The organism is Phenylobacterium sp. (genome assembly GCF_013822795.1).
Taxonomy (GTDB): Bacteria; Pseudomonadota; Alphaproteobacteria; order Caulobacterales; family Caulobacteraceae; genus Phenylobacterium.
In genome coordinates, this window is record NZ_PNLB01000016.1 from 97,544 (window position 1) to 122,648 (window position 25,105).

Here is a 25,105-nt window from a genome sequence, read left to right on the forward strand (position 1 = left end):
GACCCATGCAGGGTGCGCTGGAGGACTTCTTCCGGGCCCTGCGGGCCGCGGACGTGAAGGTCTCGCCTGCCGAGGCCATCGACGCCCACCGCACGGTGGAGAAGGTCGGCTTCGCCGATCGCGAGTTGTTCAAGGACGCGCTGTGCGCGACCCTGGCCAAGACCTCGGACGAGGTGATCCGGTTCGACGAGACGTTCGAGACCTTCTTCCGCCGCGACGAGCTCAGCTTCGAGCCGCCGCCGCAGGGCGAGGGCGACCCGATGGAGGGGCTGCCGGAAGAGGCCGAAGCCTCAGAACTCGCCCGCATGCTGCTGGAGGGCGACGCCTCGGGCCTGGCCCAGGCGATGGAAGAGGCCGCCCAAAGGGCGCAGGTCTCGCAGATCCGCCTGACCACGCAGCGCTCGCGCCTCACCCGGCGCCTGCTTGAGGAGATGGGCCTGGCGCAGATCGAGTCGATCATCGCCAACGCCCGAAAGCTGGAAGGCGGCGGCGACGCCGCCGACCGCCTCGAAGCCGGCAAGCGGCGGCTGGCGCAGGAAGCTCAGCGCTATGTCGAGCGCCAGCACGAGCTCTACGCCTCAGGTTCAGGCAAGATGCTTCGCGAGGAGATGCTGGCCCGCAAGGCGCTGAATGCCGACGGCGGCATCGATCCGATCGACCAGGCGATGATGCAGGCGCTGGTCAAGAAGATGGCCAAGCGGCTGGCCGACCGCTACTCGCGCCGCCGCAACCGCGCCCGCAAGGGCCACATGGACATCCGCCGCACGCTGCGGAAGTCCATGCCCTATGGCGGCATGCCGTTCGAGATCATCTGGAAGACGCAGAAGATCGACAAGCCGTCGATCATCTGCATCTGCGACGTGTCGAAGTCGGTGGCCGCCGCCGCGCAGTTCCTGCTGACCTTCCTCTACTCGCTCAACGAAGTGGTCGACCGGATGGAGGCCTATGCGTTCTCCGGCCGCCTGATCAGCGTCAACGACATCCTCGACGACGAGCACGTCGACGGCGCGATCTTCCAGGTGCTGCGCAAGATCGGCTTCCAGCAGACCGACTACGGCAAGTCGCTGGAGGACTTCTGCGAGAACCACCTCGACAGCGTCGACCGGCACACCACCGTCATCTTCCTGGGCGACGGGCGGTCGAATTATGCCGATCCGCGGCTCGATCTGATGGCCACGATCCAGAATCGCGCCCGTTCGGTCATCTGGCTGAACCCCGAGCCGGAAAGCTACTGGAGCCAGGGGGACAGCGTCATGTACCGCTACGAACGCTTCTGCCACGTGGCCAAGACCTGCAACACGCTGGGCCAGCTGGAACGGATCATCGAGGACGTGCTGCGGACCTACGTCCCGCACTAGGCGCTAGGCGCCCGCCGCCCTCGTGCGGCGGGCGTTCGCCTCGAACGCGCCCCAGGCCAGCGAGGCCAGGAAGCCGAAGTAGAGGATGTAGAGGCTGGCGACATAGCCGCGCGCCAGCAGCGTGACGTCCGCCAGCTTGGCGGCGTGGCACATCAGGGTCAGCGCCTCGGCCGCCCACGCCCCGATCAGCCACTGGCGATCGTAGAACCAGATCAGCAGGGTCACGACGCCGAGCACCGTCGCATCTACGGCCGCCACGCCCCAGAGCGGCTGCGGCAGGCCGCCGAGTTGCTGGGCGAGCGGGCTGAGGAAGAAGGCCGCGAGACTGACGCAGGCGGCGATCCGCTCGGGAGCGCCGCCCTTCCAGAGCGCCAACAGCGTGACCGCCGCCGTGGCGACGGCGCCGGTCAGTTGCACGGGCGCATTGATCAGCTCGAACCAGCTCATCCCCGGAAGGGAAAGCGGTGCGAGCATCGCGTCAAGCCGCGCTGGCGACGGCGCGCAGGATCGGCGCCTCGGCTTCTGACACGCCGGTCGGCGGCTTCTCGACGCCGGTGCCGTGCAGGGTGGTGGGCTGAACGCCCAGCTGCGGCGAAGCCTTTTCGAAGGCGGCGTGGGCCGACATCGTGTGGCCGCGGGCCTCGCCCAGGGCGTCGATGGTGCGGGTCAGGGCGGCGACCGCCTCGTGGCCCAGCACCGCCGAATAGTTGTGCTCGCGGCGAAGGGCGCTGGTCTGGGCGATGAGCAGCGCGGCCCGCTCGAGGGCGGCGTCCAGCGCGGCTTCGGTTTCGAACAGTGAGGTGGCGATGGCCTGGGCCAGTTCGCGACGTTGCATGAGGTGTCCTTCCTCCGCGCCGGCGGCGCGGGACGTTTGAAGTGCTGCAATGGGAAGCGGCGGCGGCTCTGGGAGCCGGTCAGCCGCGGGCAAGCCAGACGTCGAGCGTCTGCATGAGATGGCCGAGCTGGATGGCGATAGCCAAACCGCCGATCAGCAGAGCCCCAGCGACCAGGGTGAACAGCATGGCGCTCAGGAGTCGTCGCCAGGGGGTCCGGGCGGTCCCTGGGCCAGCCACCTCCACGACTGGGGGGGCTGCGCTTCCGCGGGCAACAAGACGAGCGCGACGCAGATAATCTCGCGCAGCAGATCGAGCCTCGTGAGATACGGGCTCATCTCCCGCGTCACCTGCAAGAGGTGATGCACCGTCTCCTTCTGCTGACCCGTGCTGGCCAGGCTGTCGAAGATCGCTTCCAGGTCGCCCCAGGTGGTCTGTGGCAATTGTTTCGCCGTGTGGGGCATGTGCGCCTCCTTTCGAGAAGGAGGACAGCATCTCGTCGACGCCGGCGGCCAGGGGGAGCGGCGCCCCTACGTAGTCATCGCGTACATCGCCGGCGAGCATGCGCGCGGCGTCGCGCCGGTTGGCCGCGCCCAGCTTCTTGATCGACCGCTCGATGTGCTTGTCGACCGTCCGCGCCTCGAGACCGAGCTCGCGCGCGATCTCCTTCGACTGGAGATGGCGCGCCACCCCCATGAGGCATTGCCGCTCGCGTGGCGTGAGCGTGGCCAGCCTATCCATTACCCGTCCCCCGACCCTCGCCAGAGCGGGCCGCCGGCGAGGCGGCCGCGCGCCGCGAGGCCTAGCGGGCGTAAACTTGCTTAACGCCGGGGGCGAAGCAAGGCGCGCTCAGTCACACCCTGTGCATGAACCGCTCACCAGCTGTCGATCCAGCGCAGCTTCTTCTCGGTACGGACCGGCAGCGGCGGCAGGGACTTCAGGCCCGACAGCACCCACCGACGGGTGTCGGCCGGATCGATGACGTCGTCGAGGGCCGGGCCCATGGCCTGGGACAGCGCCTTGCCGCGGGCGTAGGCGGCGGCGACCATCTCGTCGAACTTGACCTTGCGGGCGCCCGCATCCTCTATCGCCGCCAGTTCGTTGCGGTAGCCGAGCTTCACCGAGCCTTCGAGGCCCATGCCGCCGAACTCGCCGGTCGGCCAGGAGACGCTGAACATCGAAGCCTGGTAGCTGCCGCCGGTCATGGCGATGGCCCCTAGGCCGTAGCTCTTGCGCAAAATCACCGAGAACAGCGGCACGGTCAGGTTCGCGCCGATCACGAACAGGCGCGAGCAATGGCGGATCAGGCCGGTCTTCTCGGCCTCCGGCCCGACCATGTTGCCCGGAGTGTCGGACAGCGACAGCAATGGGATATCGAAGGCCTCGCACAGCTGCATGAAGCGCGCGGCCTTGTCCGAGGCGTCGGAATCGATCGCCCCGCCGATGTGTTGAGGGTTGTTGGCGAACACGCCGACCGGGCGGCCCTCGATGCGGATGAAGGCGGTGATCATGGCCAGGCCGAACTTCGGACGTAGCTCCAGCACCGAACCCTCGTCGGCGATCAGCTCGATGACCTTGCGGATGTCGTAGACTCGCAGACGGTTCTCCGGGATCGCCCGCCGCAAAAGCCGCTGATCCGCGCAGCTCCAGTTGGCGACCGGACCCTGGAAGTAGGACAGGTATTGCTTGGCCAGGCGCACGGCGTCGGCCTCGTCCTGCGCCAGCACGTCGATCGTGCCGTTGGCCTGCATGACCTTGATCGGACCGATCTCCTCGGGACGGAACACCCCCAGTCCGCCGCCTTCGACCATGGCCGGACCACCCATGCCGAGCGCCGCATCCTTGGTGGCGATGATCACGTCGCAGCACCCGAGGATGGCCGCATTGCCAGCGAAGCAGCGCCCGGAGGCGACGCCGACCAACGGCACAGCGCCGGACAGCCGGCCCCAGAACTCAAAGCCACGTACGAAGCCGCCGCCCTCGGTGTCGCCAGGCCGGCCGCCGCCGCCCTCGGTGAAGAACACCGTTGGCAGTCGCCAGCGCGCAGCGATCTCGCTCATCCGGTCGAGCTTGTCGTGGTTGTGCGAGCCCTGGGTGCCGGCCAGCACTGTGTAGTCATAGGCCATCACCGCCACGCGGGCCTTGTCCTCGGCAAAGCGGTCGCCGTTGACCGCCCCCAGCCCCATCACCATGCCGTCGGCCGGGGTCTGGGCGATGAGCTCGTCAACGGTGTTGCGTCTGCGGCGGGCGGCGACGGTGAGCGCGCCGTATTCGGTGAAGCTGCCCGGATCGCAGAGATCGTCGATGTTCTCGCGGGTGGTGCGCTGGCTGGTCTTGCGACGACGGGCGACAGCGTCAGGCCGCGCCGCATCGAGCGTCAGGCGGTGGCGCTCCAGCACCTCGGCCAGGTCAGGGCGAACATGATCGAGGTCGATCGCCTCTTCGCTCACGATCGCACCGCCGGCGACGTCGGCCGGCTCGATAAACGCCAGCGCATGGTCTTCGAAGACCGTGTCGCCCTCGCCCACCGCCACCAGTCGCACGACGCCGGAGACGTCCGCCGCGACCACGTGCTCCATCTTCATCGCTTCCATGACGAAGAGCGGCTGACCCACCCGCACCTCATCGCCCGGCTGGATCATCAGGCCGATCACCGTGCCCTGCAGCGGCGCGCGCACCGGCCGCGTGCCTTCCGGACCTTCCAGCTCTTCAGGCTCGTCCTGCGTTTCCGCCTGGGCCTTGCCGTGGTGCAGAACGGCCAGCGGATCGGAAGCGTCGACCTGCGCTCCGGCCCGCTTGGGCGCAGTCGCCGCGGCGGTCTCGAAGTAGTGGCGCGGGGCTGACGGCGCCTGCGCCAGCTCGTCCATGCGTTCCTCGATCAGCCGGGTATGGACCTCGCCGCCTGTCACCGCCGGATGGGCCAGCAGGCCCTGCAGAAACTCGATGTTGGTCGCCGCCCCGACGATCTTGAACTCCGAGAGCGCTCGCCGCGCCTTGGTCGTTACCGAGGCGAGGTCCGGCGCATGGACGATCAGCTTGGCGAGCAGCGAGTCGAACCGGGTCCCGGTGCGGTAACCGGCGTAGCCGAACCCGTCGACGCGCACGCCCGGGCCGGAGGGCGGCTCGTACGCCGACAGCACCCCGCCGGACGGCTTGGCCGCCCCGTCGGGGGTCATGGTCTCCAGATTGACCCGAGCCTGCAGCGCGACGCCGCGAGGCCGTGGAACCGCCGCCTGGACAAGGTCGAGCTCAGCCAGCGAGCGCCCCCGCGCCAGTTCAATCTGTAGACGGACGAGATCGAGCCCGGTGACCTCCTCGGTCACGGTGTGCTCGACCTGCAGGCGCGGATTGGCCTCGATGAACACCACCCGCTCGCCATCGACCAGGAACTCGACGGTGCCGAGGTTGCGGTAATGCGCCGCTCGTCCCAGGGCAACCGCGGCCTCAAACAGGCGCTCGCGGGTTTCGGTCGGCAGGGTCGAAGCCGGCGCGATCTCGACCACTTTTTGCCGCTGGCGCTGCAGGCTGCATTCGCGGTCCCACAGGTGGGAGACGATCTGGCCATCGCCGATGATCTGGACCTCGACGTGCCTTGCGCGAGGCAGAAACTCCTCGACATAGAGCGCCCCGTCGCCGAACGCGGCCTGCGCCTCGGAAGCGCAGCGCTCGAAGGCCTCGGTCAGTTCATCGGGTGACCGCACCGGTCGCATGCCGCGCCCGCCGCCGCCGGCGACCGCCTTGACCATCACCGCCCCTGTCGACCCCAGGCTTTCGAGGAACACCCGCGCCTCGGCCAAGGTCGTCCCACCGTGAGTGCCGGCCAGGATCGGCACGTCACAGCGCTCGGCCAGGGCGCGGGCCGCGCCCTTGTCGCCGAACAGCTCCAACGTCTCGGGCGAGGGGCCGACAAAGGTCATGCCGCCCTGGGCGCATGCGCGCGCGAAGGCGGCGTTCTCGGACAGGAAACCGTAGCCGGGGTGGACGGCGTCGCAGCCGTGCGCCTGGGCGGCGGCCAGGATCTGCACGCCGTCGAGATAGGCCGCCGGCCCGGCGCCGTTCAGCGCATGGGCCGTGTCCGCCACGCGAGTGTGCAGCGAGGCCGCGTCGTCGCTGGAGTAAGCCGCCAGCGTCTCAATCCCCATGTCCGCCGCGGTGCGGGCGATGCGGATGGCGATCTCGCCGCGGTTGGCGATCAGCAGCTTCTTCACCTGGCGTTCCCCCTGGCGTGGCTCTCGGGCTTTTCGCCCACTCTGCCCGGGCGCCGCGGGGGCCGTCTACGCCTTGGGGGCCAGTCCTTCGAAGAATGGCCGCACATAGAGAGCGGCGGCGGCCTGCGGCGTGACCCCCGGCGTCCAGTGGTGCAGTTCGGCCGCGGCGTTGATCATCGCCGTCAGCATCTGAGCGCCGACATTGACGTCCACCGGCCGCACGGAGCCGTCGGCGATTCCGTCGGAGATCAGCGAGGCGAAGCGATCCGACAGACGGTCGAAGCGGGCCAAGAGCTGCGGCTGGATGACTTCCGGGGCCGAGGTCAAGGCCGAGGCGCGCAACAACGGCGCATTGCCGTTCAGTTGATACTCGACCAGCGCGGTGGCGATGGTCGCCAAGGTCTGCAGGCCGGAGGTCGACACAACCTCGGCCTGGCGGATGGCGCGACGCATCACATCGAAAGTGCGCTCGAAGCAGGCGACCACCAGTTCGTCCTTGGTCTCGTGGTGGTGGTAGAAGGCGCCCTTGGTGACATTCAGCCGGGCGCTGATCTTCTCGACCGAGGCGCCGACATAGCCCTCCTCGTTGATCAGCTGCGTCGCCGCGCGCAGAAAGAGCTCACTGGACGCCTCGGCGCCCGTCTTCGGGATCAGGGTCGGCAGTGCGATGGGATTCCACGCCGCGCCGGGCGCGGCGAGCCCATCGACCGTGATCGCCCAGACCCGCTGGGACACCCGGCCGAAGTCCTCCACATCGTTGCGGTGCAGCCAAACCGGCGCCCAGAACACCTCCGAAATCAGCAAGAGCGCTCGGGCGCCCAGAGCCGGCCGCGACACGTCGTGAGTTTCCGGACCCGAGAACAGCGTACGGATACGCCGGAACATGTCGACATAGGCCGTGTTGACCGAAGCGCTGTTCAGCGCCCGCACGTCGTTGAAGACCGTGAGGGGTTCGGCCTCCCCCGCCAGCATTCGCGCGCGGTAGTCGAAGTACGCGTCGAGGAACAGCTTGACCCGCGCCCGAACGTCCGGCCCGCTCTCGGCCTGGGCGATAAGGCCGTTGTAGCGATCGATCCCGCGCAGGAAGCAGGCCGCAGCCAGGTCTTCCTTGTTTCGGAAGTAGTAGATCACCCCGGTCGGCACGAGATCGAGGCGCGCCGCCACATCGGCCAGCGTCATGCCCCGCACGCCGCGTCGGTTGAGCACCTCCACGGCCGATCCCACAATAGCGTTTTTGCGCTGCTCATAGCGCTTGGTCGGTACACGGACCGTCGTCGTCGTCATCGATGCTGTTCTTGTTATTTAGACGACGACAGATCAGCCCCGCCGCGTCCTCCCGAACGCATGATGGCTGACCTGAGCGCGCTTAGCCACTCTTCAACATGGCCGTATCGATCGGAAGCTGACGAATGCGCTTTCCAGTGGCGGCGAAGATCGCGTTGCACAACGCCGGGACAATCGGCGGGAGCGCCGGTTCGCCCAGTCCTGTCGGCGAATTGTCCGACTTGATGAAGTGGGTTTCGATCGGCGGCGCCTCATTGATGCGCATGAGCGGATAGTCGGTGAAGTTGCTCTCGACCGCCGCGCCGTTTTCGATGGTGATCGCCTGGTGCAGCGCCCCCGACAGGCCGTCCAACACCGATCCTTCGACCTGGTTCAGGGCGCCGAACGGATTGATGATGTGCCGTCCAACGTCGGCGGCCACCCATACCTTCACCAGCTTGATCGCCCCGTCGGGCGCGACCGCCACCTCGGCGACTTCGGCGAAGTAACCCAGGTGGCTGTAGTGGAAGGCGATTCCCAGGCCCGAGCCCTTCGGCATCGTCCGGCCCCAGCCCGACTTTTCGGCGGCGAGCTTGACCACTGCGGCCATGCGGCCGGCCGCGTAGCCGGACGGCGCCTCGCCGACCATCGGCTTGTCGCCAAGCAGCTTCAGCCGGAACGCCACCGGGTCGGCGCCGGCCGCATGAGCCAGTTCGTCGATGAACGACTGCACGACGAAGGCGATCGCGTTGGAGCCAGGCGCGCGCAGCGGGCCGGTCGGCACGCCGCAGGGCATCATGGACAGGTCGTAGCGATAGTTGGATACGAAGCGCGCCGGGAACTCGGTCGGCGACATGCCGGCGCTGCGCGCCGCCGTGCCGTTCTCGCCCAGGGTGACGAAGTGGTCGTGCCAACCGACCACTGCGCCGGACGCGTCGACCCCGCCCTTCAGGAAATGCCAGCCGGCCGGGCGATAGAAGTCGTGGCGCATGTCGTCTTCACGCGTCCAGAGCAGCTTCACCGGCGCGCCGGCATGCTTGGAGATCCAGACCGCTTCGACCATGTAGTCGTTCATCAGCCGGCGACCGAAGCCGCCCCCGCCGCGGATCATGTGAATGGTGATGTCGTCCGGCGCGATGCCCAAGGTCTTGGCGACCAGTTGGCGGCCGGGCTCGGGGTTCTGGGTCGGGGCCCAGATCTCGACCTTGCCGTCCTTGAAGTGCGCGGTGCAGTTCTGCGGCTCGAGATTGGCGTGCGAGATGAACGGATAGGCGTAAGCCGCCTCGACCGTCTTGACCGCGCCCTTCAGGGCGGCGTCGACGTCGCCGTCGTTGCGCTCGGTCTTGCCCGGCGCGGCCTTGGAGAGCTCGACCGCCTTGGCGGCGAAACCCGTCGACGACTGCGCCGAGGTCGGGTGCTCCGCCCAGCGCGTGTTCAGCTTGTCCCGCCCCTTTCGCGCCGCCCACCAGCTGTCGGCGACCACCGCCACGCCGGGCAGCAGGCCGTCGAGCGCAGCCCCGCCCTCGACCACGAAGGCGTCGCGCACGCCCTTGACGCCCTTGGCCGCGGCTAGGTCCGCGCCGGCCACCTTGGCCCCGAACACGGGCGCTTTCTCATAGGTCGCGTAGAGCATTCCGGGCACCACGACGTCGATGCCGAACAGCGGCTTGCCGGTGACGATGGCGTCGGTGTCCACCTGACGCAGCGGCTTGCCGATGATCTTGTAGTCCTTGGGATCCTTCACCGGCACGGTCTTCAGGTCCGGCACCGGGACCGATGCGGCCTTGGTGGCCAGCGAGCCATAGGTCGCCTTGCGCTTGGAGCCGGCGTGATGAACGACGCCGCTGGCGGTCGTGCATTCGGTCGCCGGCACGCCCCAGCCCTGCGCCGCCGTCGCCACCAGCATCATCCGGGCTGCCGCACCGACCCGGCGCAGTTCGTCCCAGTGCAGCGGCGTGGCCATGCTGCCGCCGGCGAACTGGCGGCCATAAGTGGCGAAGTCATTCATCGCCTGCTCGGTCCGGACCTGCGCCCAGTCGACGTCCAGTTCCTCGGCGATCAACATCGGCAGCATCGTCTTGATGCCCTGCCCGACCTCCGGGTTCTTGGAGACGATGGTCACGCTGTTGTCGGGAGCGACCCGCACATAGGCGTTGAGCTTGCCAGCCGCGCCGCCGGCTTCGGCCGCGCCGGCCTTGCCCACGACTGCAAACGAAAGCACCAGGCCCGCGCCCGCCAGGACGTCGCGGCGATTGGCCGAAGGAAGCTGGGATCCGTCCGCCATGATCAGGCCTCCGTCTTCTGGCCGGAGGCCAGTTTGATGGCCGCACGGATGCGCGTGTAGGTCGCGCAGCGGCAGATGTTCCCCGCCATGGCCTCGTCGATATCGGCGTCGGTGGGGGTCGGCTTCTCGGCCAGCAGAGCGGTCGCCGACATGATCTGACCAGCCTGGCAGTAGCCGCATTGGGCCACGTCGAGCTCGCTCCAGGCGGCCTGGACCTTCTTGCCCACGGCGCTGGCGCCGACGCCCTCGATGGTGACGATCTTCGACTGCCCGAGCCCCTCGACCGGGACCGCGCACGAGCGCATCGGCGCGCCGTCAACATGCACCGTGCAGGCGCCGCATTGCGCGACGCCGCAGCCGTACTTGGGCCCGAGTATGCCGAGGGTGTCGCGCAGCACCCAGAGCAGCGGCGTATCGCCGTCGACGTCCGCGGACAGGACCTTGCCGTTCACGTTGAGCTTGAAGGCCATGAAAGCCGCCCTCCCTGTTTCTGCTGGAATCCTAAGGGTTGGTATGGCCCCGCCGCAAGCGGAGTAAATCTGACAGAGGCCCGACGACGCGCTTGACCGCCCCGCACAACGCATGAAATTCGAGTAATTATTCCAAATGTACATTTGGTAATATTCTTAAACATTGGTCATTACTCCACTTTAACAAGACCAATTAGCACAACTCGGAATATCCAATATTCATCGGCGGCTCGCAGAGACGCCACATCAAATGAATAGGGAGAGTTCAGATGACCAAGTTCAGCGCCACTCTGGCCGGCGTCGCGACCATCGCCCTGGCGGCAGTTCCCATCCTGGCCCTGGCCACCGGCGCGCAAGCGGCCCCAGTCGCGCTGAAGGTGTCGGACATCGACGTCGGTTCGGCGCGCGACGCCCACACTCTGGAGCACCGGGTGGCGAAGGCCGCCGCCGACTACTGCGGCTCCGCCTCGGTCGGTCGGATCACGCTGGCGGCGCATCACGCCTGCCTGCAGGGCGCCCGCGCCGAGATCCAGGACAAGCTGGCCGTGCGCCAAGACCTGGCCGCCAGGCCGCAGAAACTCGCCCAGCGCTAGTTCCGCCCGGAAGGCGGCGCGAGAGAGGCCCGCCCCTGCGGCGGGCCTTTGCACGTCCGCCCTATTGGGCGCCTGCCGCCTGCATGACCCGGTCAGACGACGGCCGGCCGTAGAGGCCGTCGGCCGGCGTCACGGTGATCCGCATCTCGTCACCGTACAGGATCGCCGAGGGCCGACGCCCTTCGACCAGCTTCACCTTCTTCACGCGCGACAGCAGGCTGCGGCCGTCCGAACGGCGCGAGATGCGCACCACGGCCTCGGCCGTCACGGCCGCGGCGTCAGCGACGACCGCCGACGAAGCCGGCGAGGCGTCAGCCTCGAACGGAATCAGCCGCCGCGCCGCGCGGGTTGCACGGGCGCTGGCCTGGGCCAGCTTTTCGAGCAGCGCCTGCGGGCTGAGCGGGGCTAGCCGCAGGGCGCCGCCGGCGCCGGCCAGGGCGGCAGGCGAGCCGCCGGGCCGATCGGCGGTGAATAGCGTCAGCCCGCCCAGCCGCGTGGCGCGCAACATCGGCTCGCCCAGATCGTTCTTATAGATCACGTCGCCGCGCGGGGCCGGATGCGGCCGCAGCGCCCAGATCTCGGGGCTGGCGTCGAACTTCATGTAGACGCGCGGCTGACTGCGATCGAGGACGAATCCGTCGCCGTCCTCGCTGACATAGCGGGCGATCGGTGGGCTGGCTTGGCGGCCCGATGCGGGACGATCGCCGAACAGACCCTCTCGCAGGGTCTGCGGGCCGGCCTGCGCGACCGACGCCCAGCCGAGACTCATCGCCGCGGCAAACGCCACGGCGAAAAGCCCCAGGTACGCTGACGCCGGTCTTTCGCTCACCATCGAGCTAGGCAGATGCCCTTTGACTGGGGCGCTTTTTGGACGCGCGCAAAGCTTAGCCGGCCATGTACTGGCCACCGTTCAGCGACAGTGTCGATCCGGTGACATAGCCCGCGTGCTCGCCGGCCAGGAAGGCGACCATATCGGCGATCTCCTCGCCCTTGCCGAGACGGCCGACGGGAATTTGGCCGATGATCGAGGCGAGTACGTTCTCGGGCACCGCCTGCACCATCTCGGTGTCGATGTAGCCCGGCGCGATGCAGTTGACCGTGACGCCCTTGCGCGCGTTTTCCAGCGCCAGCGCCTTGGTGAAGCCGATCACTCCAGCCTTGGCCGCCGAATAGTTGGTCTGGCCCATCTGGCCCTTCTGGCCGTTGATCGAAGAGATGTTGATGACCCGGCCCCAGCCGCGGTCGCGCATGCCCTCGATCACATGGCGGGTCATGTTGAAGACCGAGTCCATGTTGACGCGAATGACTTCAGACCACTGCTCAGGCTCCATCTTGTGGAAGACCCCGTCGCGCGTGATCCCGGCGTTGTTGACCAGCACCTCGATCGGGCCGAGCTCGGCGGTCACCGCCTCGACCGCCCGACCGCAGTCCTCGAACTGGCCGACATTGCCCTTCACGACCATTACGCCCAGCTCTGACGCGCAAGCCTGGGCCGCCGCCTCATTGCCGGAATAGCCGGCGGCGACCTCGAACCCGTCGCTCTTCAGCCGCTCCACGATCGCCCGGCCGATCCCCCGGGTTCCACCCGTCACGAACGCAACTCTGCCCATCGGGCTCGCCTCCCTCGCTTAAACTACCGGGCGCCGGTTGGTCCGACGCTCCAGGAACGTCAGACTGACTCCACGCACATGGCAACGCCCATGCCGCCGCCGACGCAAAGCGTCGCCAGTCCCTTCTTGGCGCCCGAACGTTTCATTTCATGCACAAGGGTGGTGAGAATGCGGGCGCCCGAAGCGCCGATCGGGTGACCGATGGCGATCGCACCGCCGTTGACGTTCACCTTGGCCGGATCGAGGCCCAGGTCGCGCACCACGCAGATCGACTGCGCCGCGAACGCTTCGTTCGATTCGACCAGGTCCAGGTCGGCGACGCTCCAGCCGGCCTTCTCCAGCGCCTTGCGGCTGGCCGGGATCGGCCCCGTGCCCATGATCTCAGGCTCGACGCCGGCATTGGCCCAGGAGGCGATCCGCGCGAGCGGCTTCAGGCCGCGCTTGGCGGCCTCCTCGGCGCTCATCAGCACCAGCGCGGCGGCGCCGTCATTGAGGCCCGAGGCGTTGGCGGCGGTGACCGAGCCGTCCTTGGCGAAGGCCGGGCGCAGGCCCGCCACGCTCTCCAGCGTCGCGCCGTGACGGATGTACTCGTCCTGATCGACGACGGTGTCGCCCTTGCGGCCCTTGATCGTCACCGGCGCGATCTCGTCGGCGAACTTGCCGGCCTTCTGGGCGGCCTCGGCCTTGTTCTGGCTGGCGACGGCGAACTTGTCCTGCTCCTCGCGGGTGATCTGCCAGCGAGCGGCGATGTTCTCGGCCGTCTGGCCCATATGGTAGCCGTGGAAGGCGTCCCACAGGCCGTCCTTGATCATGGTGTCGACCAGAGCCAGGTCGCCCATCTTCTGGCCCGAGCGCAGCTGCTGCGCGTGCGGGGCCTGGCTCATGCTTTCCTGACCGCCGGCGATGACGATGGCGGCCGAGCCGTCGGCGATCTGCTGGGCGCCTAGGGCGACCGCGCGCAGGCCCGAGCCGCACAGCTGGTTGAGACTCCAGGCCGGGCTTTCCACCGGGATGCCGGCGTTGACGGCGGCCTGGCGCGCGGGGCCTTGGCCGGCGGCGGCCTGCAGCACCTGGCCCATGATCACCTCGCCGACGTCGGCCGAAGTGATGCCGGCCCGCTCGACCGCGGCGGTGATCGCCACCTTGCCGAGTTCGTGGGCGGGGAGGCTGGAAAGCGCCCCATTGAACGATCCGACGGGGGTGCGGACGGCCGAGACGATGACGACGTCGCTCATGGGAGGGCTCCTCAGCTCATTTGAGGTTTTCATCTATCGATAATGGGCCGAGCTTGGGCAAGGGCGCAAACTGACTCGCCTAATCGGAGCGCACACTTTCGGAAGGCGCTCGCATCCGCGATACTGCGGTGCAAGAATGAGAATCCGCCATCGGGGGCGGGCTGATAGAGGACTGTGGGATGGCTGACACCCAGGGATCCGACGACGCCCGCGTCGTCATCAAGAAGTACGCCAACCGGCGGCTCTACAACACCGCCTCGTCCTCGTACGTCACGCTCGAGCACCTGTCTGACATGGTGAAGCAAGGCGTGGACTTCGTTGTCTATGACGCCAAGACCAACGAGGACATCACCCGCACCGTCCTGACCCAGATCATCTTCGAGGAAGAGAGCCGCGAGGGGCAAAACCTCCTGCCCATCCAGTTCCTGCGCCAGTTGATCGGGTTCTACGGCAACTCGATGCAGGCCTTCCTGCCGAGTTACCTGGAGCTATCGCTGGCCACCTTCGCCGAGCAGCAGGAGCGCATGCGCGCCCAGTTCGCCAACATCGGGCAGGGCTCGGGCCTCGGCGGGGCCTACGAAGACCAGATCCGCCAGAACCTGGCGATGTTCGATCGGGCGATGAAGATGTTCTCGCCGTTCGCCTATACGCGCCCGCCGGGCGAGCCGGCCTCCGCCGCCAAGCCCTCCGCGCCCGCAACCCCGGCCTCCGATGAGACGCTCGACGTGCTGAAGAAGCAGATGGCCGAGATGCAGGCGCAGATCGAGAAGCTCGCCAAACGCTAGCTTAACCTCGCCCCGCTAGGCTCCCGGCATGACTTCGCCCATCGATCCTATCCGCAGGCCGAACGCGGCGCGGCGCGTAAAGCGCTCCGACAACGCCGCGCGGGGCGAATCGACGGATCGCGGCGTGCCGGCGGTCTACGAACCCCCGCCGCCGCCCGCGCCATCGCGCGTCACTGCGCGTCCCGAAGCGGCCTTCGCCGCGCATGTGCTCGGCCAAGACGGTCAGAAGCGCGGTCTGCGCGGCGGCAAGGAGACGCTCGACAGCGCCCGCAGCCTCTACAACAAGATTGAGTACTCCGGCGCCGCCGACCGGCGCACGCCCAAGGGCCGCACGGCCAAGACCGAGGTCTAGCGCCCCTTCAGCCGAGTGATTTCGGTTTCCAGCACCGCCACTCGTTTCTCCAGCGCCAGCAGGCGGCCGGTCAGGTCGCCCTGGCCCGGCACGGGCGTCGAGATCCCGGCGCGGTCAGCGATCTCCGCGGCCGGCGCCCCCAGCAGGTCGGCGAAAATGCCTACCTCCTCGGCGGAAAGTTCCCGCTGGTCCTTGAACACCAGGACGATGTCGGCCTCGCTCATGCCGGCAGCGGCCGCGAGAATGCGTTGGTTCAGCCCACGTTCGGCGAGCTTTTCCTCGAACCATTGGCGATCGAAGAACAGCGCCATCACCCGGGTCCGGCTTGGCGCCGGTCTTGCTTAACCAGGAGTGAATCCATTGCCGACGGGACTCCTATGTTCGCCATCGCCACCCGCTTCTTCGATCTGGCCGTCGTCACCCTGATCTTCTCCGCGCTGACCTGAGGCTTAGTAATCGCCCTGGCCGAAGTCGACGTCGCGGCGCGCCGAGACGATGGTGACGATGAAGCCGGCCAGCACGTCCAGCAGCACCATCACGGTGAGCAGGAAGAAGGTCGAGGTCGCAAAGGCCGGCGCCAGCAGGAACTCGACCAGGCAGCCGACGAACAAAAGCATCGACAGGGCATGATTCACGATCGCCGTCCGGCGACTGGTCGTCGACTTCAAAAGCTCGATGAACAGCACGATCAGGCCGGCCAGCAGCAGCAGGTCGCCCAGCGTCACCGGCCACTCGGCCGCCGAGTTCATGGCGATCGTGAACAGCGGCTCGGTCATGCGGATGGTCGCCTCCTGCGAGGCGAAGCCTCCGGCCAGGGTCAGCACGACGATGTTGTAGGCGAGCACGGGCAGGGCCAGCAGCGGCACGGCGGCGAACATCGAAACCCCTCCCCCTTCGGGATCGAGCAGGAGCTTCCGCTGCTTCTCCAGGCGCGACAAGCGCTCGGCCCTCAGAGCTCTTCCACGCGGCCGGGCAGCCGCGAGCGCGACTGCAGCCACATCACGCCGAACAGGTCCGACAGCGAGGCCCAGAGCCGGCCGAGGTTGGTGTACTTCGACTGACCCGTCTGGCGGTGACGGTGGTTCACCGGGCGGAACGAGACCTGATAGCCCTCGCGCAGCATCAGCGCCGGCAGGTAGCGATGGATGTGGTCGAAGTACGGCAGCCGCAGGAAGGCCTCGCGCCTGAACGCCTTCAGCCCGCAGCCGGTGTCGTTGGCGGTGTCCTTCAGAAGCTTCTTGCGCACGCCGTTGCCGAAGCGCGACGCGAACTTCTTGGCGGCGCTGTCCTGGCGCTTGACCCGTTCACCGCCGACCAGGACCAAGTCGGCCGGGCCGGCGTTGAGCGCATCGACCAGGCCGGGTCCGTCGGCCGGATCGTTCTGGCCGTCGCCGTCGAGGGTGACGATCACGTCGCCGCGCGCCGCCAGGATCCCGGTGCGGATCGAGCGGCTCTGTCCGGAATTGCTGGTGTGGCTCAGCACCCGCAACTGCGGGATTTCGGCCTTTAGCGCCGTCAAGGCCCCGCGCGTGCCGTCGCGGCTCTTGTCGTCCACGAAGATCATCTCATAGTCGCGGCCAGCGAAGGCGGCGGCGATCTCGCGTGCGAGGTCCGGCGCCGCGCCTTCCTCGTCGAAAACGGGGACGACCACGGAAATGTCGGGCGTTGATTTGGCCATGGCCCCTCATAGCGGAAAAATCGCCGCGCGGATGCTATCAACGCTGCCATGAGTCTACAGGCCTATCTGGACCGTTTCAGCCAGGGCTGGCGTGCGCCGGCCTTCGCCGCCCTGATCGCCATGCTTGCCGGCCTGCCCGGCGTTTTCGCCATGCCGCCGCTGGACCGCGATGAAAGCCGATTCGCCCAGGCCACAGCGCAGATGCTGGAGACCGGCGACTTCGTCGTCATCCAGTTCCAGGACCAGCCACGGTTCAAGAAGCCGGTCGGCATCCACTGGATGCAGGCCGCCAGCGTGGCGCTTGTGTCGCAGGTCGAGGACCGGGACATCTGGGCCTACCGGCTGCCCTCGCTGCTCGGCGCGATGCTGGCGGCGGCCGCCTGCGCCTGGGGCGCCTCAGTGTTTTTCGGCGCGCCGACCGGGCTGCTGGCCGGAGCGATCCTGGGATCGACCTTCCTGCTGTCGACTGAGGCCTTCATCGCCAAGACCGACGCGGTGCTGGCCGGAACCACGACGCTGGCGCTGGCGGCGCTGGCGCGGATCTACGCCGCCTCGCGCGACGGCCCTCCGGCGGGCCGGATAACCCGGCTGCTGTTCTGGCTCGGCCTGTCGCTGTCGATGCTGGTCAAGGGCCCGGTGGGACTGATGGTCGTCACCCTGACCGCGCTCTCGCTGTGGGCCTGGGACCGCCAGGGCGCCTGGCTTAAGGGCCTGGGCTGGACCTGGGGCCTGATCCTGATGGCCGCCATCGTCGGCCCCTGGGCCGCAGCGGTGACGGTCGCTACGGACGGCGGCTTCTGGACCACCGCCTTCGGGGCGGACTTCGCGCCCAAGCTGGTCGGCGGCCAGGAAAGCCACGGCGCCCCGCCTGGCTATCACACCATCCTGACCCCGCTGCTGATTTTCCCGGGCGCACTGTTGCTGCCGGCGGCCTTGGCGCTCGGCTGGCGGGCGCGCAACGAGCCGGGCGTGCGTTTCGCGCTGTGCTGGCTGATCCCGGCCTTCATCGTCTTCGAAGCCACCCCGACCAAGCTGGTGCACTACACGCTGCCGACCTACGGGGCCTTCGCCTGGCTGATGGCCGCGGCGGTGATGCGCCCCCCGATCGGCGCGGTCGCCAAGTGGATCGGCGTCGTGCTCTCGGCCCTGGTCGGCGTCGTGTTCGCCGCGGCGATCTTCTACCTCTACGGCGAGTACGGCGATCCAAGCGACCTGCCGGCGACGATCGCCACGGCGCTGCTGCTGGCCAGCGCAGGGCTGACCGGCGCCTACCTGCTTTGGCGCGGCGAGGCCCTGAAGGCGATCGTCGCGGCCGGCGCTCTGACCATCCTCGGCCATGGTGCCTTCGCCGGCGCCTTTGCGCCGCGGCTCGATCCGCTGTGGCTGTCGCAACGCACCGAAAAGGTGCTGGAGGAGGCGCGCCTGCTGCCCCGTCAGGGCATCACGCCCGCCCCGGTCGCCGTGGCCGGCTACGCCGAACCGAGCCTGGTGTTCGCGCTCGGCACGCCCACTGACCTCGGCGACGTGCCCGAAGCCATCGAGGCCATCGCCGACCAGCGCCCGGCCGTGGTCGAGGGCCGTGAGCAGGCGGCCTTCGAGGCCGAACTCAAGGCCCGCGGCCTGAACGTCCGCGAAATCGGCAAGGTCGAGGGCCTCGACTACTCCAACGGCGACGAAACGACTTTACGCATCTACGCCCCAGCCCCATCTGAGTCCCCATGAGCCGGTTCATCGAAATCGTCGAAGTCGGTCCGCGCGACGGACTGCAGAACGAGAAGTCCATCCTCGCGGTCGATCAGAAGCTCGACTTCATTCGCCGGCTGCAGGCTGCGGGCGCCAAGCGGATGGAAGTTGTCTCCTTCGTCAATCCGAACCGTGTGCCGCAAATGGCCGGCGCCGAGGAGATCATGGCCGCCCTGCCCGCCGGGTCTGGGCTGTCTCGCATCGGCCTGGTGCTCAACATGCGCGGCTGGGAGCGCGCCGTCGCCGCCGGCTGCGACGAGGCCAATGTCGTGGTTTGCTCGTCGGACGGCTTCGGGATCCGCAATCAGGGCGCCAACGTCGCCGAGCAGATCGAGGCGATGCACGCCATCGCCGCGCGCCAGAAGACCGAAGGCGGTCCGCCAATCTCGGTGACCTTCTCGACCGCCTTCGGCTGCCCGTTTGACGGCGAGGTGCCGCAGGACCGCGTCGTGTCGCTGGCCCGCGAGGCGGCGAACGCCAAGGTCGACGAGATCGCCCTGGCCGACACCATCGGCGTCGCCGATCCCTGGATGGTCCGTGAGCGGGTCGAGGCGGTGAAGCAGGTGATCGGCGACATCCCGCTGCGCCTGCACTTCCACGACACGCGCAACACCGGCCTGGCCAACGCCTTCGCCGGCGTCGAAGCGGGTATCGACATCCTGGACGCCAGCTGCGGCGGCCTGGGCGGCTGCCCGTTCGCGCCGGCCGCGACCGGCAATATCGGCACCGAGGATCTGGTCTACATGCTGGAGCGGGCCGGGTTCGAGACCGGCTACGACATCGGCTCGCTGATCGAGACGGCGACGTGGATGTCAGGGCTGCTGGACAAGCCGATCGCGGCCTCAGTCAGCCGGGCCGGGGTGTTTCCCGCCGCCTAGCTAGGCGGCGCGGCCGCGGATGCGCCACATCACCGGCCGCGCGATGGCGGTGCAGACGATGATCGGGGACAGGATCAATGCGAGCACGTGCCCGCCGAAGCCTTCGGCACGTTTACGGAAGTAACGCGCCAGGCCGACGCCCTTGTGGAACTCGACCCGCAGCGGGCTGGCGTGGCTCGTATGGCCAAGATGAATCACCTCGGCCTTGGGCTGGAACAGCACGTCGCCGCCGCTCTGACGCACGCGCCAACAGAGGTCGACGTCCTCGACGTGCAGGAAGTAGCCCTCGTCAAAACCCTGAACGAGGTCGAAGTCCTCGCGGCGCATGCAGAAGCAGGCGCCGGAGATGGTCGGCACCGCGATCACCTCTTCGGGCGGGGCCTCGGCTTCCCAGTGCACTTCGTAACGGCGCCAGGCCGGGATCCTGCGCGACAGGTGGCTGAGGCTCATCAGCGCGCTGACCGGCGTGATGTCGCCGCGGCGCGCGCCGCGCTGCTCGGTGCGGTCGGCGTTGAGCACCCGGCCGCCGACCAGGGTCGGGACCGGACGCCCCTCGATGGCGCGGGCCAGCTCGGCAATGCAGCCCAGCTGGAGGAAGGCGTCAGGATTGAGGAAGACGATGGTGTCGCCGGCCGCGCTGCGGGCGCCGAGGTTGGCGCCGCGGGCGAAGCCGACGTTCCCATGGCCGGTCAGCAGCCGCACGCGCTTGTCGCTATCGGAGAGGCGCTTCAGGCGCGCCGCTTCCATGCGGGTCGAACCGTTGTCCACGATCACGAGCTCGTCGACCAGCGGGTCGGCGAGCACGCATTCGATGCTCTGCTGCAGCGCCTCGCCGGTCATATAGACGACCATGACGACTGACACTTTGCGGTGCGGCTTCAGGAAATCCTGAGTCGGCGCGGGTTCGTAAGCAACGATCGGTGCGGCGATGCCGTTCATCCAGCCTCCCTGACCCCGACCGGGCCGCGCTCAGGCGAAGCACCCTGAAGAACAGCCTGACGTATAACATCCGGCGGACTCGCCTCTGAGGCAAGTTTATTGACCGCCTCCTCGAGCGAAAGCACCGATTGTCCTTCAGAGCCGAACCGCCTCAAGGCGACCTTGCCTTCCTCAGCTTCCCGCCGGCCGACCACTGCGATGATCGGGGCCTTAGCGAGACTGTGTTCACGGATCTTGTAGTTGATTTTTTCGTTCCGCAGATCCGTTGCAACCCGGAGACCGGCGGCGCTCAATTCTTGAGCTACCCGCAAGGCATAATCATCGGCGTCTGACGTAATTGTGGCGACAACCACCTGCGTCGGCGCCAACCACAGCGGGAATGCGCCTGCATAGTTTTCGATCACCACGCCGATGAAACGCTCCATCGAGCCGCAGATCGCCCGGTGCAGCATGACGGGGCGCTGCTTGGAGCCGTCTTCAACCACGTATTCGGCGTCGAGACGCTCGGGCAGGACGAAGTCGAGCTGCAGCGTGCCGCATTGCCACGTCCGACCGATGGCGTCCGACAGGTGGAACTCGAGCTTCGGTCCGTAAAACGCCCCCTCGCCCGGCAGGCGCTCGACCTCCATGTTCACCGCCTGGCGGGCGGCGCGGTCCAGCTTGTCCTCGGCGACGTCCCAGACCTCGTCGGTCCCAGCGCGCAGGTCCGGGCGCAGGGCCAGTTTCACGCTATGCAATTCCAGGCCGAAGTCGGCGTAGACCGAGTTGAGCAGGCGCACGAACTTCGTCGTCTCCTCCTCGATCTGGTCCTCGCGGCAGAAGATGTGGGCGTCGTCCTGGGTGAATGCCCGCAGGCGCATGATGCCGTGCAGGGCGCCCGACGGCTCGAAGCGGTGGCAGGCGCCGAACTCGGCCATCCGCAGCGGCAGGTCGCGATAAGACTTCTGGCCGAAGTTGAAGATCTGCACGTGGCCCGGGCAGTTCATCGGCTTGACGGCCAGCTCTTCGCCTTCCGTCGTTTCGCACGTGAACATGTTCGCGCCAAACTTCTCCCAGTGGCCGGACTTCTCCCAGAGAGCCCGGTCCATGATCTGGGGCGCCTTGACCTCGACATAGCCGTCGGCGTCGAGGCGGCGACGCATGTAGGCCTCGACCGTGCGGTAGAGCGTCCAGCCCTTCGGGTGCCAGAAGATCATGCCCTTGGCCTCTTCCTGCAGATGGAAGAGATCCATGGCGCGGCCGATCTTACGGTGGTCGCGGCGCTCGGCTTCTTCAAGCCGCTTCAGGTGCGCCTCGAGGTCGGCCTCGCTGGCCCAGGCCGTGCCGTAAATGCGCTGGAGCTGGGCGTTGCGATGGTCGCCGCGCCAATAGGCGCCGGCCAGCTTCATCAGTTTGAAGGCCTTGCCCACCGACTTGGTCGAGGGCAGGTGCGGCCCCAGGCAGAGATCTTTCCAATTGCCCTGGCGATAGACCGTAATCGTCTCGCCTTCCGGCAGGTCCGAGATGATCTCGGCCTTGTAGGCCTCGCCGATCGACTTGAAGTGCTCGATGGCTTCGCTGCGGTCCCAGACCTCGCGCTCGATCTTCTCGTCGCGGTCGACAATCTCCTTCATGCGCTGCTCGATCGTCGCCAGGTCGTCGAGGCTGAACGGCGTCTCGCGCGCGAAGTCGTAATAGAAGCCGTCGTCGATGGCCGGGCCGATCGTGACCTGCGTACCGGGGAACAGCTCCTGCACCGCCTCGGCCATGATGTGGCTGGCGTCGTGGCGGATGGTCTCCAACGCTTCCGGGCTTTCGCGCGTCAGGATCTCGAAGGCGCCGCCCTTGTCGAGCGGGCGGTCGAGGTCGCGCAGCTCGCCATCGAGCTTCACGAGCACCGCTTTCTTCTCCAGCGACTTGGCGATGGAGGCGGCGACGTCACGTCCCGTCACGCCATCGTCGAACTGGCGCTTGGAACCATCGGGGAAAATCAGGTCGATCATGTCTCACATGTCCATGTCCGCGAGGCCGGCCCGTTTCCGTCCGGAGCCTTGTCGCGCGGTTGGGGGACCGGGTCGTAGCCCGAAGCTCCCCAGGGGTGACAGCGGCACAACCGCCGGGTCGCAAGCCAGGAGCCGCGAGCGGGGCCGTGCAGGATCAGGGCCTGGGCCGCATACTCCGAACAGGTCGGAAGAAACCGGCACTGGCGCCCGATCAGGGGCGAAAGCGTCAGTTTATAAGCGCGCAAGGCGCCACGGACGCAGGTCTCGTAGAGGTTCATGCCGGCTCGCGGACGTGCGATTCAGCCGCAGCGATTACGCTGTGCGACCTTGAGGATCAAGCCGCGCCGGCGCGGCTAGTTCGTTCCATGGCGCGGCGGACAGCCTCGGCCGCGGCCTCGAACGCCAGGAGCGTGGAGGCGTGGCGGGCAGGATAGTCTTTCACCGGGGCCAGCATGGAGAGATCCGAAAAACGTCCTTGGGGCGCATCTGCGCCTTGCTTGAGCATAGCACGGAACTGGTCCCGGGCCATCTCGATCTCCGTCAGGCTCGCGCCGACCACGCTGGCGCCGAGCACCGCGGCGGAGGCCTGGCCGAGCGCGCAGGCCTTTACGTCCTGGGCGAACTGCGCGACGCGGCCGTCTTCGACCACGACGTCGACGACCACGCGGCTGCCGCACAGCTTGGCGACCTTTTCCGAGCTGGCGTCCGGCGCAGGCAGCCGGCCGAGATGGGGCATGTTGGCCGCCAGCTTCAGGAGTTTGGCCGAGTAGAGGTCGTCGATCATGGCGCTGATGTAGGGTCGCCGCCCTGCGCCTGCCATTGCGCCTCGGCGCGCGCCTTGAGCGCCTCGCTCATGGCCTGGAAGCCGCGGTAGATCTTGCGCCCCATGCGCCGCGCCACCGTCGGGCCCAGCAGGCCGCCGATCAGTTCGCCGTTGGAGAAGATCGTGCTCGCCTCGTCGAGCTTCTCAAGCTCCAGGAAGCGGGTGTTGGAGACCAGCCCGCCCATCATCTTCAGCCGCCAGTGGATCTGGTCGTTGGGCACCCACTCGTACACCACCGGCTGGATCACCCGCGGCGCCTCGTCTTCCAGCGCCAGGGTCAGGGTGAGCTGACCGCCGGTGCGGACCGCGCCCTGCGCCTGGGTGTAGAGCGGATTCCACTCGTGCCAGCGCTCGACGTCGTAGAGGATGTCCCAGATCGTCTCGATCGGCGCGTGGATGCCGATGCGGTGCTCGACCCGCACGCCGCTCGGGCCGGCCGGCGCCCGCCCCTTGAATTTGAAGCCGGAACCGGCGGTGAACATGTTGCTCTGCGTCTTCGGGCCTAGCGCCATCAGCCGGATTCCTTGATCCGCCAGGTCGCGCCGGTCGGACCGTCCATCACCTCGATGTTCAACGCGGTGAGTTCGTCGCGGATGCGGTCGGCGGCCGCCCAGTCCTTGGCGGCGCGGGCCTCGAGCCGCTGGGCGATCAAGTCGTCCACCTGGGCGCGCAGGTCGTCGGTGACGCCGGCCTGGAACCAGTCCTCCGGATCGCCGAGCAGGAAACCCATCACGTTGGCGGCGGCGAGCAGTTCGCCCTTGGCCTGGGCGCGGCCCTTGCCGGTCGCGGTCTCCAGCTTGGTCGCCATGCCGAACAGCTCGGCGAAGGCCGCCGGAGTGTTCAGGTCGTCCTCAAGGGCGCTGAGGAATGCGGCCGGCGGAGGAACGTCTTCGGCCTCGACCTCGCTGGCGCGGCGCAGGGCGCCGTAGAGCCGATCGAGCGCCTTCTTGGACTGCTCGATGAGGTCGCCGGTCCATTCCAGCGGCGCGCGATAGTGGCCGACCAGCAGCGCCCAGCGCAGCGCCTCGCCTGGGGCCTGCTGGATGAGGTCGTGCACCAGGGCGACGTTGCCCAGGCTCTTGGACATCTTCTCGGCCGCCATGTTCAGGAAGCCGTTGTGCATCCAGTAGTTGGCGTAGCCGACCTCGTGATCGTGGCCGGCGCAGACGCCCTGGGCCATCTCGTTCTCGTGGTGCGGGAACAACAGGTCGATGCCGCCGCCATGGATGTCGATCGGCAGACCGAGCGACTTCTCGATCATCGCCGAGCATTCGATATGCCAGCCGGGACGGCCAGGGCCCCAGGGGCTGTCCCAGACCGGCTCGTTCTTCTTCGACGGCTTCCAGAGCACGAAGTCGGCCGGGTGCTGCTTGTAGGGCGCGACGTCGACGCGGGCCCCGGCGATCATGTCGTCCATCGGTTGGCGCGAGAGCTTGCCGTATTCGGCGTAGGCCTGGGTGTTGAACAGCACGTGACCTTCGGCCGCATACGCCGACTTGTTGCCCACCAGCTTGCCGATCATCTCGATGATCTCGGCCATGGTCTGGGTGGCGCGCGGCTGATGCGTCGGCCGCAGAGCCCCCAGGGTCGCCATGTCGTCGTTGTAGATAGCGAGATAACGGTCGGTGATCGTGTCGATCGGCACGCCTTCCTCGGCGGCCTTCTTGTTGATCTTGTCGTCCACGTCGGTGACGTTGGCAGCGTAGATCACGGATCTTTCGCCATAGGCGTGGCGCAGCAGGCGGAACAGCACGTCGAAGACGACGACCGGCCGAGCGTTGCCGATATGGGCGTAATTGTAGACCGTGGGCCCGCAGACATACATCGTCACCCGGCTCGGATCCTTGGGGACGAAGGGCCGCTTTTCGCGGGCCATAGTGTCGTAGAGCGAGAGGGCCATCGGGTCCTTCATGAAAAGAAGCGGCAGCAATTGAGAAAAACTGACGCTGGGTAACAGTTGCCCGCAAAGGGGTTGGCCCCATATACATTCCGTCAGGCCGAGAGGCCACGGTTCCGTCCGTGGTCGCGCAGATGGCCGCATCAGGGGTGGCACGCGTCATTTCCGGGACCT

Annotated in this window: 25 protein-coding genes and 1 pseudogene; 6 read left to right on the forward strand and 20 right to left on the reverse strand. The window is 67.7% G+C overall.

Going from position 1 to position 25,105, the window contains the following annotated elements; all coding sequences use genetic code 11:
• Positions 1–5: 5 nt before the first annotated feature.
• Positions 6–1,358 (forward strand): VWA domain-containing protein, encoded by a 1,353-nt coding sequence (locus tag C0481_RS15200; protein ID WP_293405260.1) that lies wholly within the window; start codon positions 6–8, stop codon positions 1,356–1,358.
• A 3-nt stretch (positions 1,359–1,361) separates the two neighbouring features.
• On the opposite strand, the gene C0481_RS15205 is transcribed toward C0481_RS15200, so the two are convergent.
• From C0481_RS15205 to C0481_RS15235, 8 genes and pseudogenes are all read right to left on the reverse strand, one after another.
• A complete protein-coding gene (locus C0481_RS15205) occupies positions 1,362–1,832 on the reverse strand; it encodes a hypothetical protein (protein WP_293405262.1) in 471 nt (156 codons plus the stop codon).
• 4 nt (positions 1,833–1,836) lie between these two features.
• Complete coding sequence (locus C0481_RS15210) at positions 1,837–2,193, reverse strand: hypothetical protein (RefSeq protein WP_293405264.1); 357 nt, start codon at positions 2,191–2,193, stop codon at positions 1,837–1,839.
• Between the two features lie 192 nt (positions 2,194–2,385).
• A complete protein-coding gene (locus C0481_RS15215) occupies positions 2,386–2,655 on the reverse strand; it encodes a hypothetical protein (protein WP_293405266.1) in 270 nt (89 codons plus the stop codon).
• Positions 2,656–2,764: 109 nt separating this feature from the next.
• Positions 2,765–2,932, reverse strand: a pseudogene (locus C0481_RS21895) (helix-turn-helix transcriptional regulator); the annotation flags it as partial.
• 134 nt (positions 2,933–3,066) lie between these two features.
• On the reverse strand, positions 3,067–6,399 hold the full coding sequence (locus C0481_RS15220) for a carboxyl transferase domain-containing protein (protein WP_293405268.1): 3,333 nt from the start codon (positions 6,397–6,399) through the stop codon (positions 3,067–3,069).
• 66 nt (positions 6,400–6,465) lie between these two features.
• Entirely contained in the window at positions 6,466–7,683 is a 1,218-nt protein-coding gene (locus C0481_RS15225; protein ID WP_293405270.1) for a TetR/AcrR family transcriptional regulator, read from the reverse strand.
• An 82-nt stretch (positions 7,684–7,765) separates the two neighbouring features.
• Positions 7,766–9,946: a xanthine dehydrogenase family protein molybdopterin-binding subunit gene (locus C0481_RS15230; RefSeq protein ID WP_293405272.1), complete on the reverse strand. Its 2,181-nt coding sequence runs from the start codon at positions 9,944–9,946 to the stop codon at positions 7,766–7,768.
• Between the two features lie 2 nt (positions 9,947–9,948).
• On the reverse strand, positions 9,949–10,416 hold the full coding sequence (locus C0481_RS15235; protein ID WP_293405274.1) for a (2Fe-2S)-binding protein: 468 nt from the start codon (positions 10,414–10,416) through the stop codon (positions 9,949–9,951).
• A 269-nt stretch (positions 10,417–10,685) separates the two neighbouring features.
• On the opposite strand from C0481_RS15235, the gene C0481_RS15240 reads away from it, so the two are divergent.
• Positions 10,686–11,009 (forward strand): UrcA family protein, encoded by a 324-nt coding sequence (locus C0481_RS15240; RefSeq protein ID WP_293405276.1) that lies wholly within the window; start codon positions 10,686–10,688, stop codon positions 11,007–11,009.
• A gap of 61 nt (positions 11,010–11,070) precedes the next feature.
• On the opposite strand, the gene C0481_RS15245 is transcribed toward C0481_RS15240, so the two are convergent.
• The 3 genes from C0481_RS15245 to C0481_RS15255 all read right to left on the reverse strand — a co-directional run bounded on the left by C0481_RS15245 (position 11,071) and on the right by C0481_RS15255 (position 13,854).
• Positions 11,071–11,796 (reverse strand): DUF4908 domain-containing protein, encoded by a 726-nt coding sequence (locus C0481_RS15245; protein WP_293405278.1) that lies wholly within the window; start codon positions 11,794–11,796, stop codon positions 11,071–11,073.
• 97 nt (positions 11,797–11,893) lie between these two features.
• Complete coding sequence (locus C0481_RS15250) at positions 11,894–12,619, reverse strand: beta-ketoacyl-ACP reductase (protein WP_293405280.1); 726 nt, start codon at positions 12,617–12,619, stop codon at positions 11,894–11,896.
• A 59-nt stretch (positions 12,620–12,678) separates the two neighbouring features.
• Positions 12,679–13,854: an acetyl-CoA C-acetyltransferase gene (locus tag C0481_RS15255; RefSeq protein ID WP_293405282.1), complete on the reverse strand. Its 1,176-nt coding sequence runs from the start codon at positions 13,852–13,854 to the stop codon at positions 12,679–12,681.
• A 179-nt stretch (positions 13,855–14,033) separates the two neighbouring features.
• Between C0481_RS15255 and phaR the strand changes: the two genes are divergently transcribed.
• Together phaR and C0481_RS15265 are read left to right on the forward strand one after the other, a co-directional pair.
• Complete coding sequence (gene phaR / locus C0481_RS15260) at positions 14,034–14,639, forward strand: polyhydroxyalkanoate synthesis repressor PhaR (RefSeq protein WP_293405284.1); 606 nt, start codon at positions 14,034–14,036, stop codon at positions 14,637–14,639.
• A gap of 28 nt (positions 14,640–14,667) precedes the next feature.
• Positions 14,668–14,991 (forward strand): hypothetical protein, encoded by a 324-nt coding sequence (locus C0481_RS15265; protein WP_293405286.1) that lies wholly within the window; start codon positions 14,668–14,670, stop codon positions 14,989–14,991.
• Here C0481_RS15265 and C0481_RS15270 read toward each other — a convergent pair.
• The 3 genes from C0481_RS15270 to C0481_RS15280 form a co-directional block, all read right to left on the reverse strand.
• Positions 14,988–15,302, reverse strand: a complete 315-nt coding sequence (locus tag C0481_RS15270) for a DNA-binding protein (protein ID WP_293405288.1) — start codon at positions 15,300–15,302, stop codon at positions 14,988–14,990. The genes C0481_RS15265 and C0481_RS15270 overlap by 4 nt on opposite strands.
• Positions 15,303–15,440: 138 nt before the next feature.
• The gene (locus C0481_RS15275; RefSeq protein WP_293405290.1) at positions 15,441–15,869 is read right to left on the reverse strand and encodes a hypothetical protein; all 429 of its coding nucleotides are present in this window, start codon (positions 15,867–15,869) and stop codon (positions 15,441–15,443) included.
• 71 nt (positions 15,870–15,940) lie between these two features.
• Positions 15,941–16,669, reverse strand: coding sequence for a glycosyltransferase family 2 protein (locus tag C0481_RS15280; RefSeq protein WP_293405292.1), 729 nt, complete (start codon positions 16,667–16,669; stop codon positions 15,941–15,943).
• A gap of 48 nt (positions 16,670–16,717) precedes the next feature.
• Here C0481_RS15280 and C0481_RS15285 point away from each other — a divergent pair, with 48 nt between their 5' ends.
• Together C0481_RS15285 and C0481_RS15290 are read left to right on the forward strand one after the other, a co-directional pair.
• The gene (locus C0481_RS15285) at positions 16,718–18,391 is read left to right on the forward strand and encodes a glycosyltransferase family 39 protein (RefSeq protein WP_293405294.1); all 1,674 of its coding nucleotides are present in this window, start codon (positions 16,718–16,720) and stop codon (positions 18,389–18,391) included.
• Positions 18,388–19,290 carry a hydroxymethylglutaryl-CoA lyase gene (locus C0481_RS15290; protein WP_293405296.1) on the forward strand — a complete coding sequence of 301 codons (903 nt, stop codon included), beginning with the start codon at positions 18,388–18,390 and terminating at the stop codon, positions 19,288–19,290. Before C0481_RS15285 ends, C0481_RS15290 begins: the two co-directional genes overlap by 4 nt.
• Here the strand turns inward: C0481_RS15290 and C0481_RS15295 are convergent, their stop codons facing one another.
• The 6 genes from C0481_RS15295 to cysS are packed head-to-tail and all read right to left on the reverse strand — an operon-like array spanning position 19,291 to position 24,934.
• Positions 19,291–20,229, reverse strand: coding sequence for a glycosyltransferase family 2 protein (locus tag C0481_RS15295; protein WP_293405298.1), 939 nt, complete (start codon positions 20,227–20,229; stop codon positions 19,291–19,293). It lies immediately after the preceding gene.
• The gene (thrS, locus tag C0481_RS15300; RefSeq protein ID WP_293405301.1) at positions 20,226–22,211 is read right to left on the reverse strand and encodes a threonine--tRNA ligase; all 1,986 of its coding nucleotides are present in this window, start codon (positions 22,209–22,211) and stop codon (positions 20,226–20,228) included. Before thrS ends, C0481_RS15295 begins: the two co-directional genes overlap by 4 nt.
• Positions 22,208–22,489 carry a membrane protein insertion efficiency factor YidD gene (gene yidD, locus C0481_RS15305; protein WP_293405303.1) on the reverse strand — a complete coding sequence of 94 codons (282 nt, stop codon included), beginning with the start codon at positions 22,487–22,489 and terminating at the stop codon, positions 22,208–22,210. The genes thrS and yidD overlap by 4 nt, the downstream gene beginning before the upstream one ends.
• A 56-nt stretch (positions 22,490–22,545) precedes the next feature.
• Positions 22,546–22,995 carry an iron-sulfur cluster assembly scaffold protein gene (locus C0481_RS15310; RefSeq protein WP_293405305.1) on the reverse strand — a complete coding sequence of 150 codons (450 nt, stop codon included), beginning with the start codon at positions 22,993–22,995 and terminating at the stop codon, positions 22,546–22,548.
• On the reverse strand, positions 22,992–23,546 hold the full coding sequence (locus tag C0481_RS15315) for an SRPBCC domain-containing protein (protein WP_293405307.1): 555 nt from the start codon (positions 23,544–23,546) through the stop codon (positions 22,992–22,994). Before C0481_RS15315 ends, C0481_RS15310 begins: the two co-directional genes overlap by 4 nt.
• On the reverse strand, positions 23,546–24,934 hold the full coding sequence (gene cysS / locus C0481_RS15320; protein WP_293405309.1) for a cysteine--tRNA ligase: 1,389 nt from the start codon (positions 24,932–24,934) through the stop codon (positions 23,546–23,548). Before cysS ends, C0481_RS15315 begins: the two co-directional genes overlap by 1 nt.
• Between the last annotated feature and the right edge of the window lie 171 nt (positions 24,935–25,105).

Coding starts and splice junctions, on each gene's coding strand:
- C0481_RS15200 (WP_293405260.1), top strand. CDS start 6: ATGCAGGGTGCGCTGGAGGACTTCTTCCGGGCCCTGCGGGCCGCGGAC.
- C0481_RS15205 (WP_293405262.1), bottom strand. CDS start 1,832: ATGCTCGCACCGCTTTCCCTTCCGGGGATGAGCTGGTTCGAGCTGATC.
- C0481_RS15210 (WP_293405264.1), bottom strand. CDS start 2,193: ATGCAACGTCGCGAACTGGCCCAGGCCATCGCCACCTCACTGTTCGAA.
- C0481_RS15215 (WP_293405266.1), bottom strand. CDS start 2,655: ATGCCCCACACGGCGAAACAATTGCCACAGACCACCTGGGGCGACCTG.
- C0481_RS15225 (WP_293405270.1), bottom strand. CDS start 7,683: ATGACGACGACGACGGTCCGTGTACCGACCAAGCGCTATGAGCAGCGC.
- C0481_RS15230 (WP_293405272.1), bottom strand. CDS start 9,946: ATGGCGGACGGATCCCAGCTTCCTTCGGCCAATCGCCGCGACGTCCTG.
- C0481_RS15235 (WP_293405274.1), bottom strand. CDS start 10,416: ATGGCCTTCAAGCTCAACGTGAACGGCAAGGTCCTGTCCGCGGACGTC.
- C0481_RS15240 (WP_293405276.1), top strand. CDS start 10,686: ATGACCAAGTTCAGCGCCACTCTGGCCGGCGTCGCGACCATCGCCCTG.
- C0481_RS15250 (WP_293405280.1), bottom strand. CDS start 12,619: ATGGGCAGAGTTGCGTTCGTGACGGGTGGAACCCGGGGGATCGGCCGG.
- C0481_RS15255 (WP_293405282.1), bottom strand. CDS start 13,854: ATGAGCGACGTCGTCATCGTCTCGGCCGTCCGCACCCCCGTCGGATCG.
- phaR (WP_293405284.1), top strand. CDS start 14,034: ATGGCTGACACCCAGGGATCCGACGACGCCCGCGTCGTCATCAAGAAG.
- C0481_RS15265 (WP_293405286.1), top strand. CDS start 14,668: ATGACTTCGCCCATCGATCCTATCCGCAGGCCGAACGCGGCGCGGCGC.
- C0481_RS15270 (WP_293405288.1), bottom strand. CDS start 15,302: ATGGCGCTGTTCTTCGATCGCCAATGGTTCGAGGAAAAGCTCGCCGAA.
- C0481_RS15275 (WP_293405290.1), bottom strand. CDS start 15,869: ATGTTCGCCGCCGTGCCGCTGCTGGCCCTGCCCGTGCTCGCCTACAAC.
- C0481_RS15280 (WP_293405292.1), bottom strand. CDS start 16,669: ATGGCCAAATCAACGCCCGACATTTCCGTGGTCGTCCCCGTTTTCGAC.
- C0481_RS15285 (WP_293405294.1), top strand. CDS start 16,718: ATGAGTCTACAGGCCTATCTGGACCGTTTCAGCCAGGGCTGGCGTGCG.
- C0481_RS15290 (WP_293405296.1), top strand. CDS start 18,388: ATGAGCCGGTTCATCGAAATCGTCGAAGTCGGTCCGCGCGACGGACTG.
- C0481_RS15295 (WP_293405298.1), bottom strand. CDS start 20,229: ATGAACGGCATCGCCGCACCGATCGTTGCTTACGAACCCGCGCCGACT.
- thrS (WP_293405301.1), bottom strand. CDS start 22,211: ATGATCGACCTGATTTTCCCCGATGGTTCCAAGCGCCAGTTCGACGAT.
- yidD (WP_293405303.1), bottom strand. CDS start 22,489: ATGAACCTCTACGAGACCTGCGTCCGTGGCGCCTTGCGCGCTTATAAA.
- C0481_RS15310 (WP_293405305.1), bottom strand. CDS start 22,995: ATGATCGACGACCTCTACTCGGCCAAACTCCTGAAGCTGGCGGCCAAC.
- C0481_RS15315 (WP_293405307.1), bottom strand. CDS start 23,546: ATGGCGCTAGGCCCGAAGACGCAGAGCAACATGTTCACCGCCGGTTCC.
- cysS (WP_293405309.1), bottom strand. CDS start 24,934: ATGGCCCTCTCGCTCTACGACACTATGGCCCGCGAAAAGCGGCCCTTC.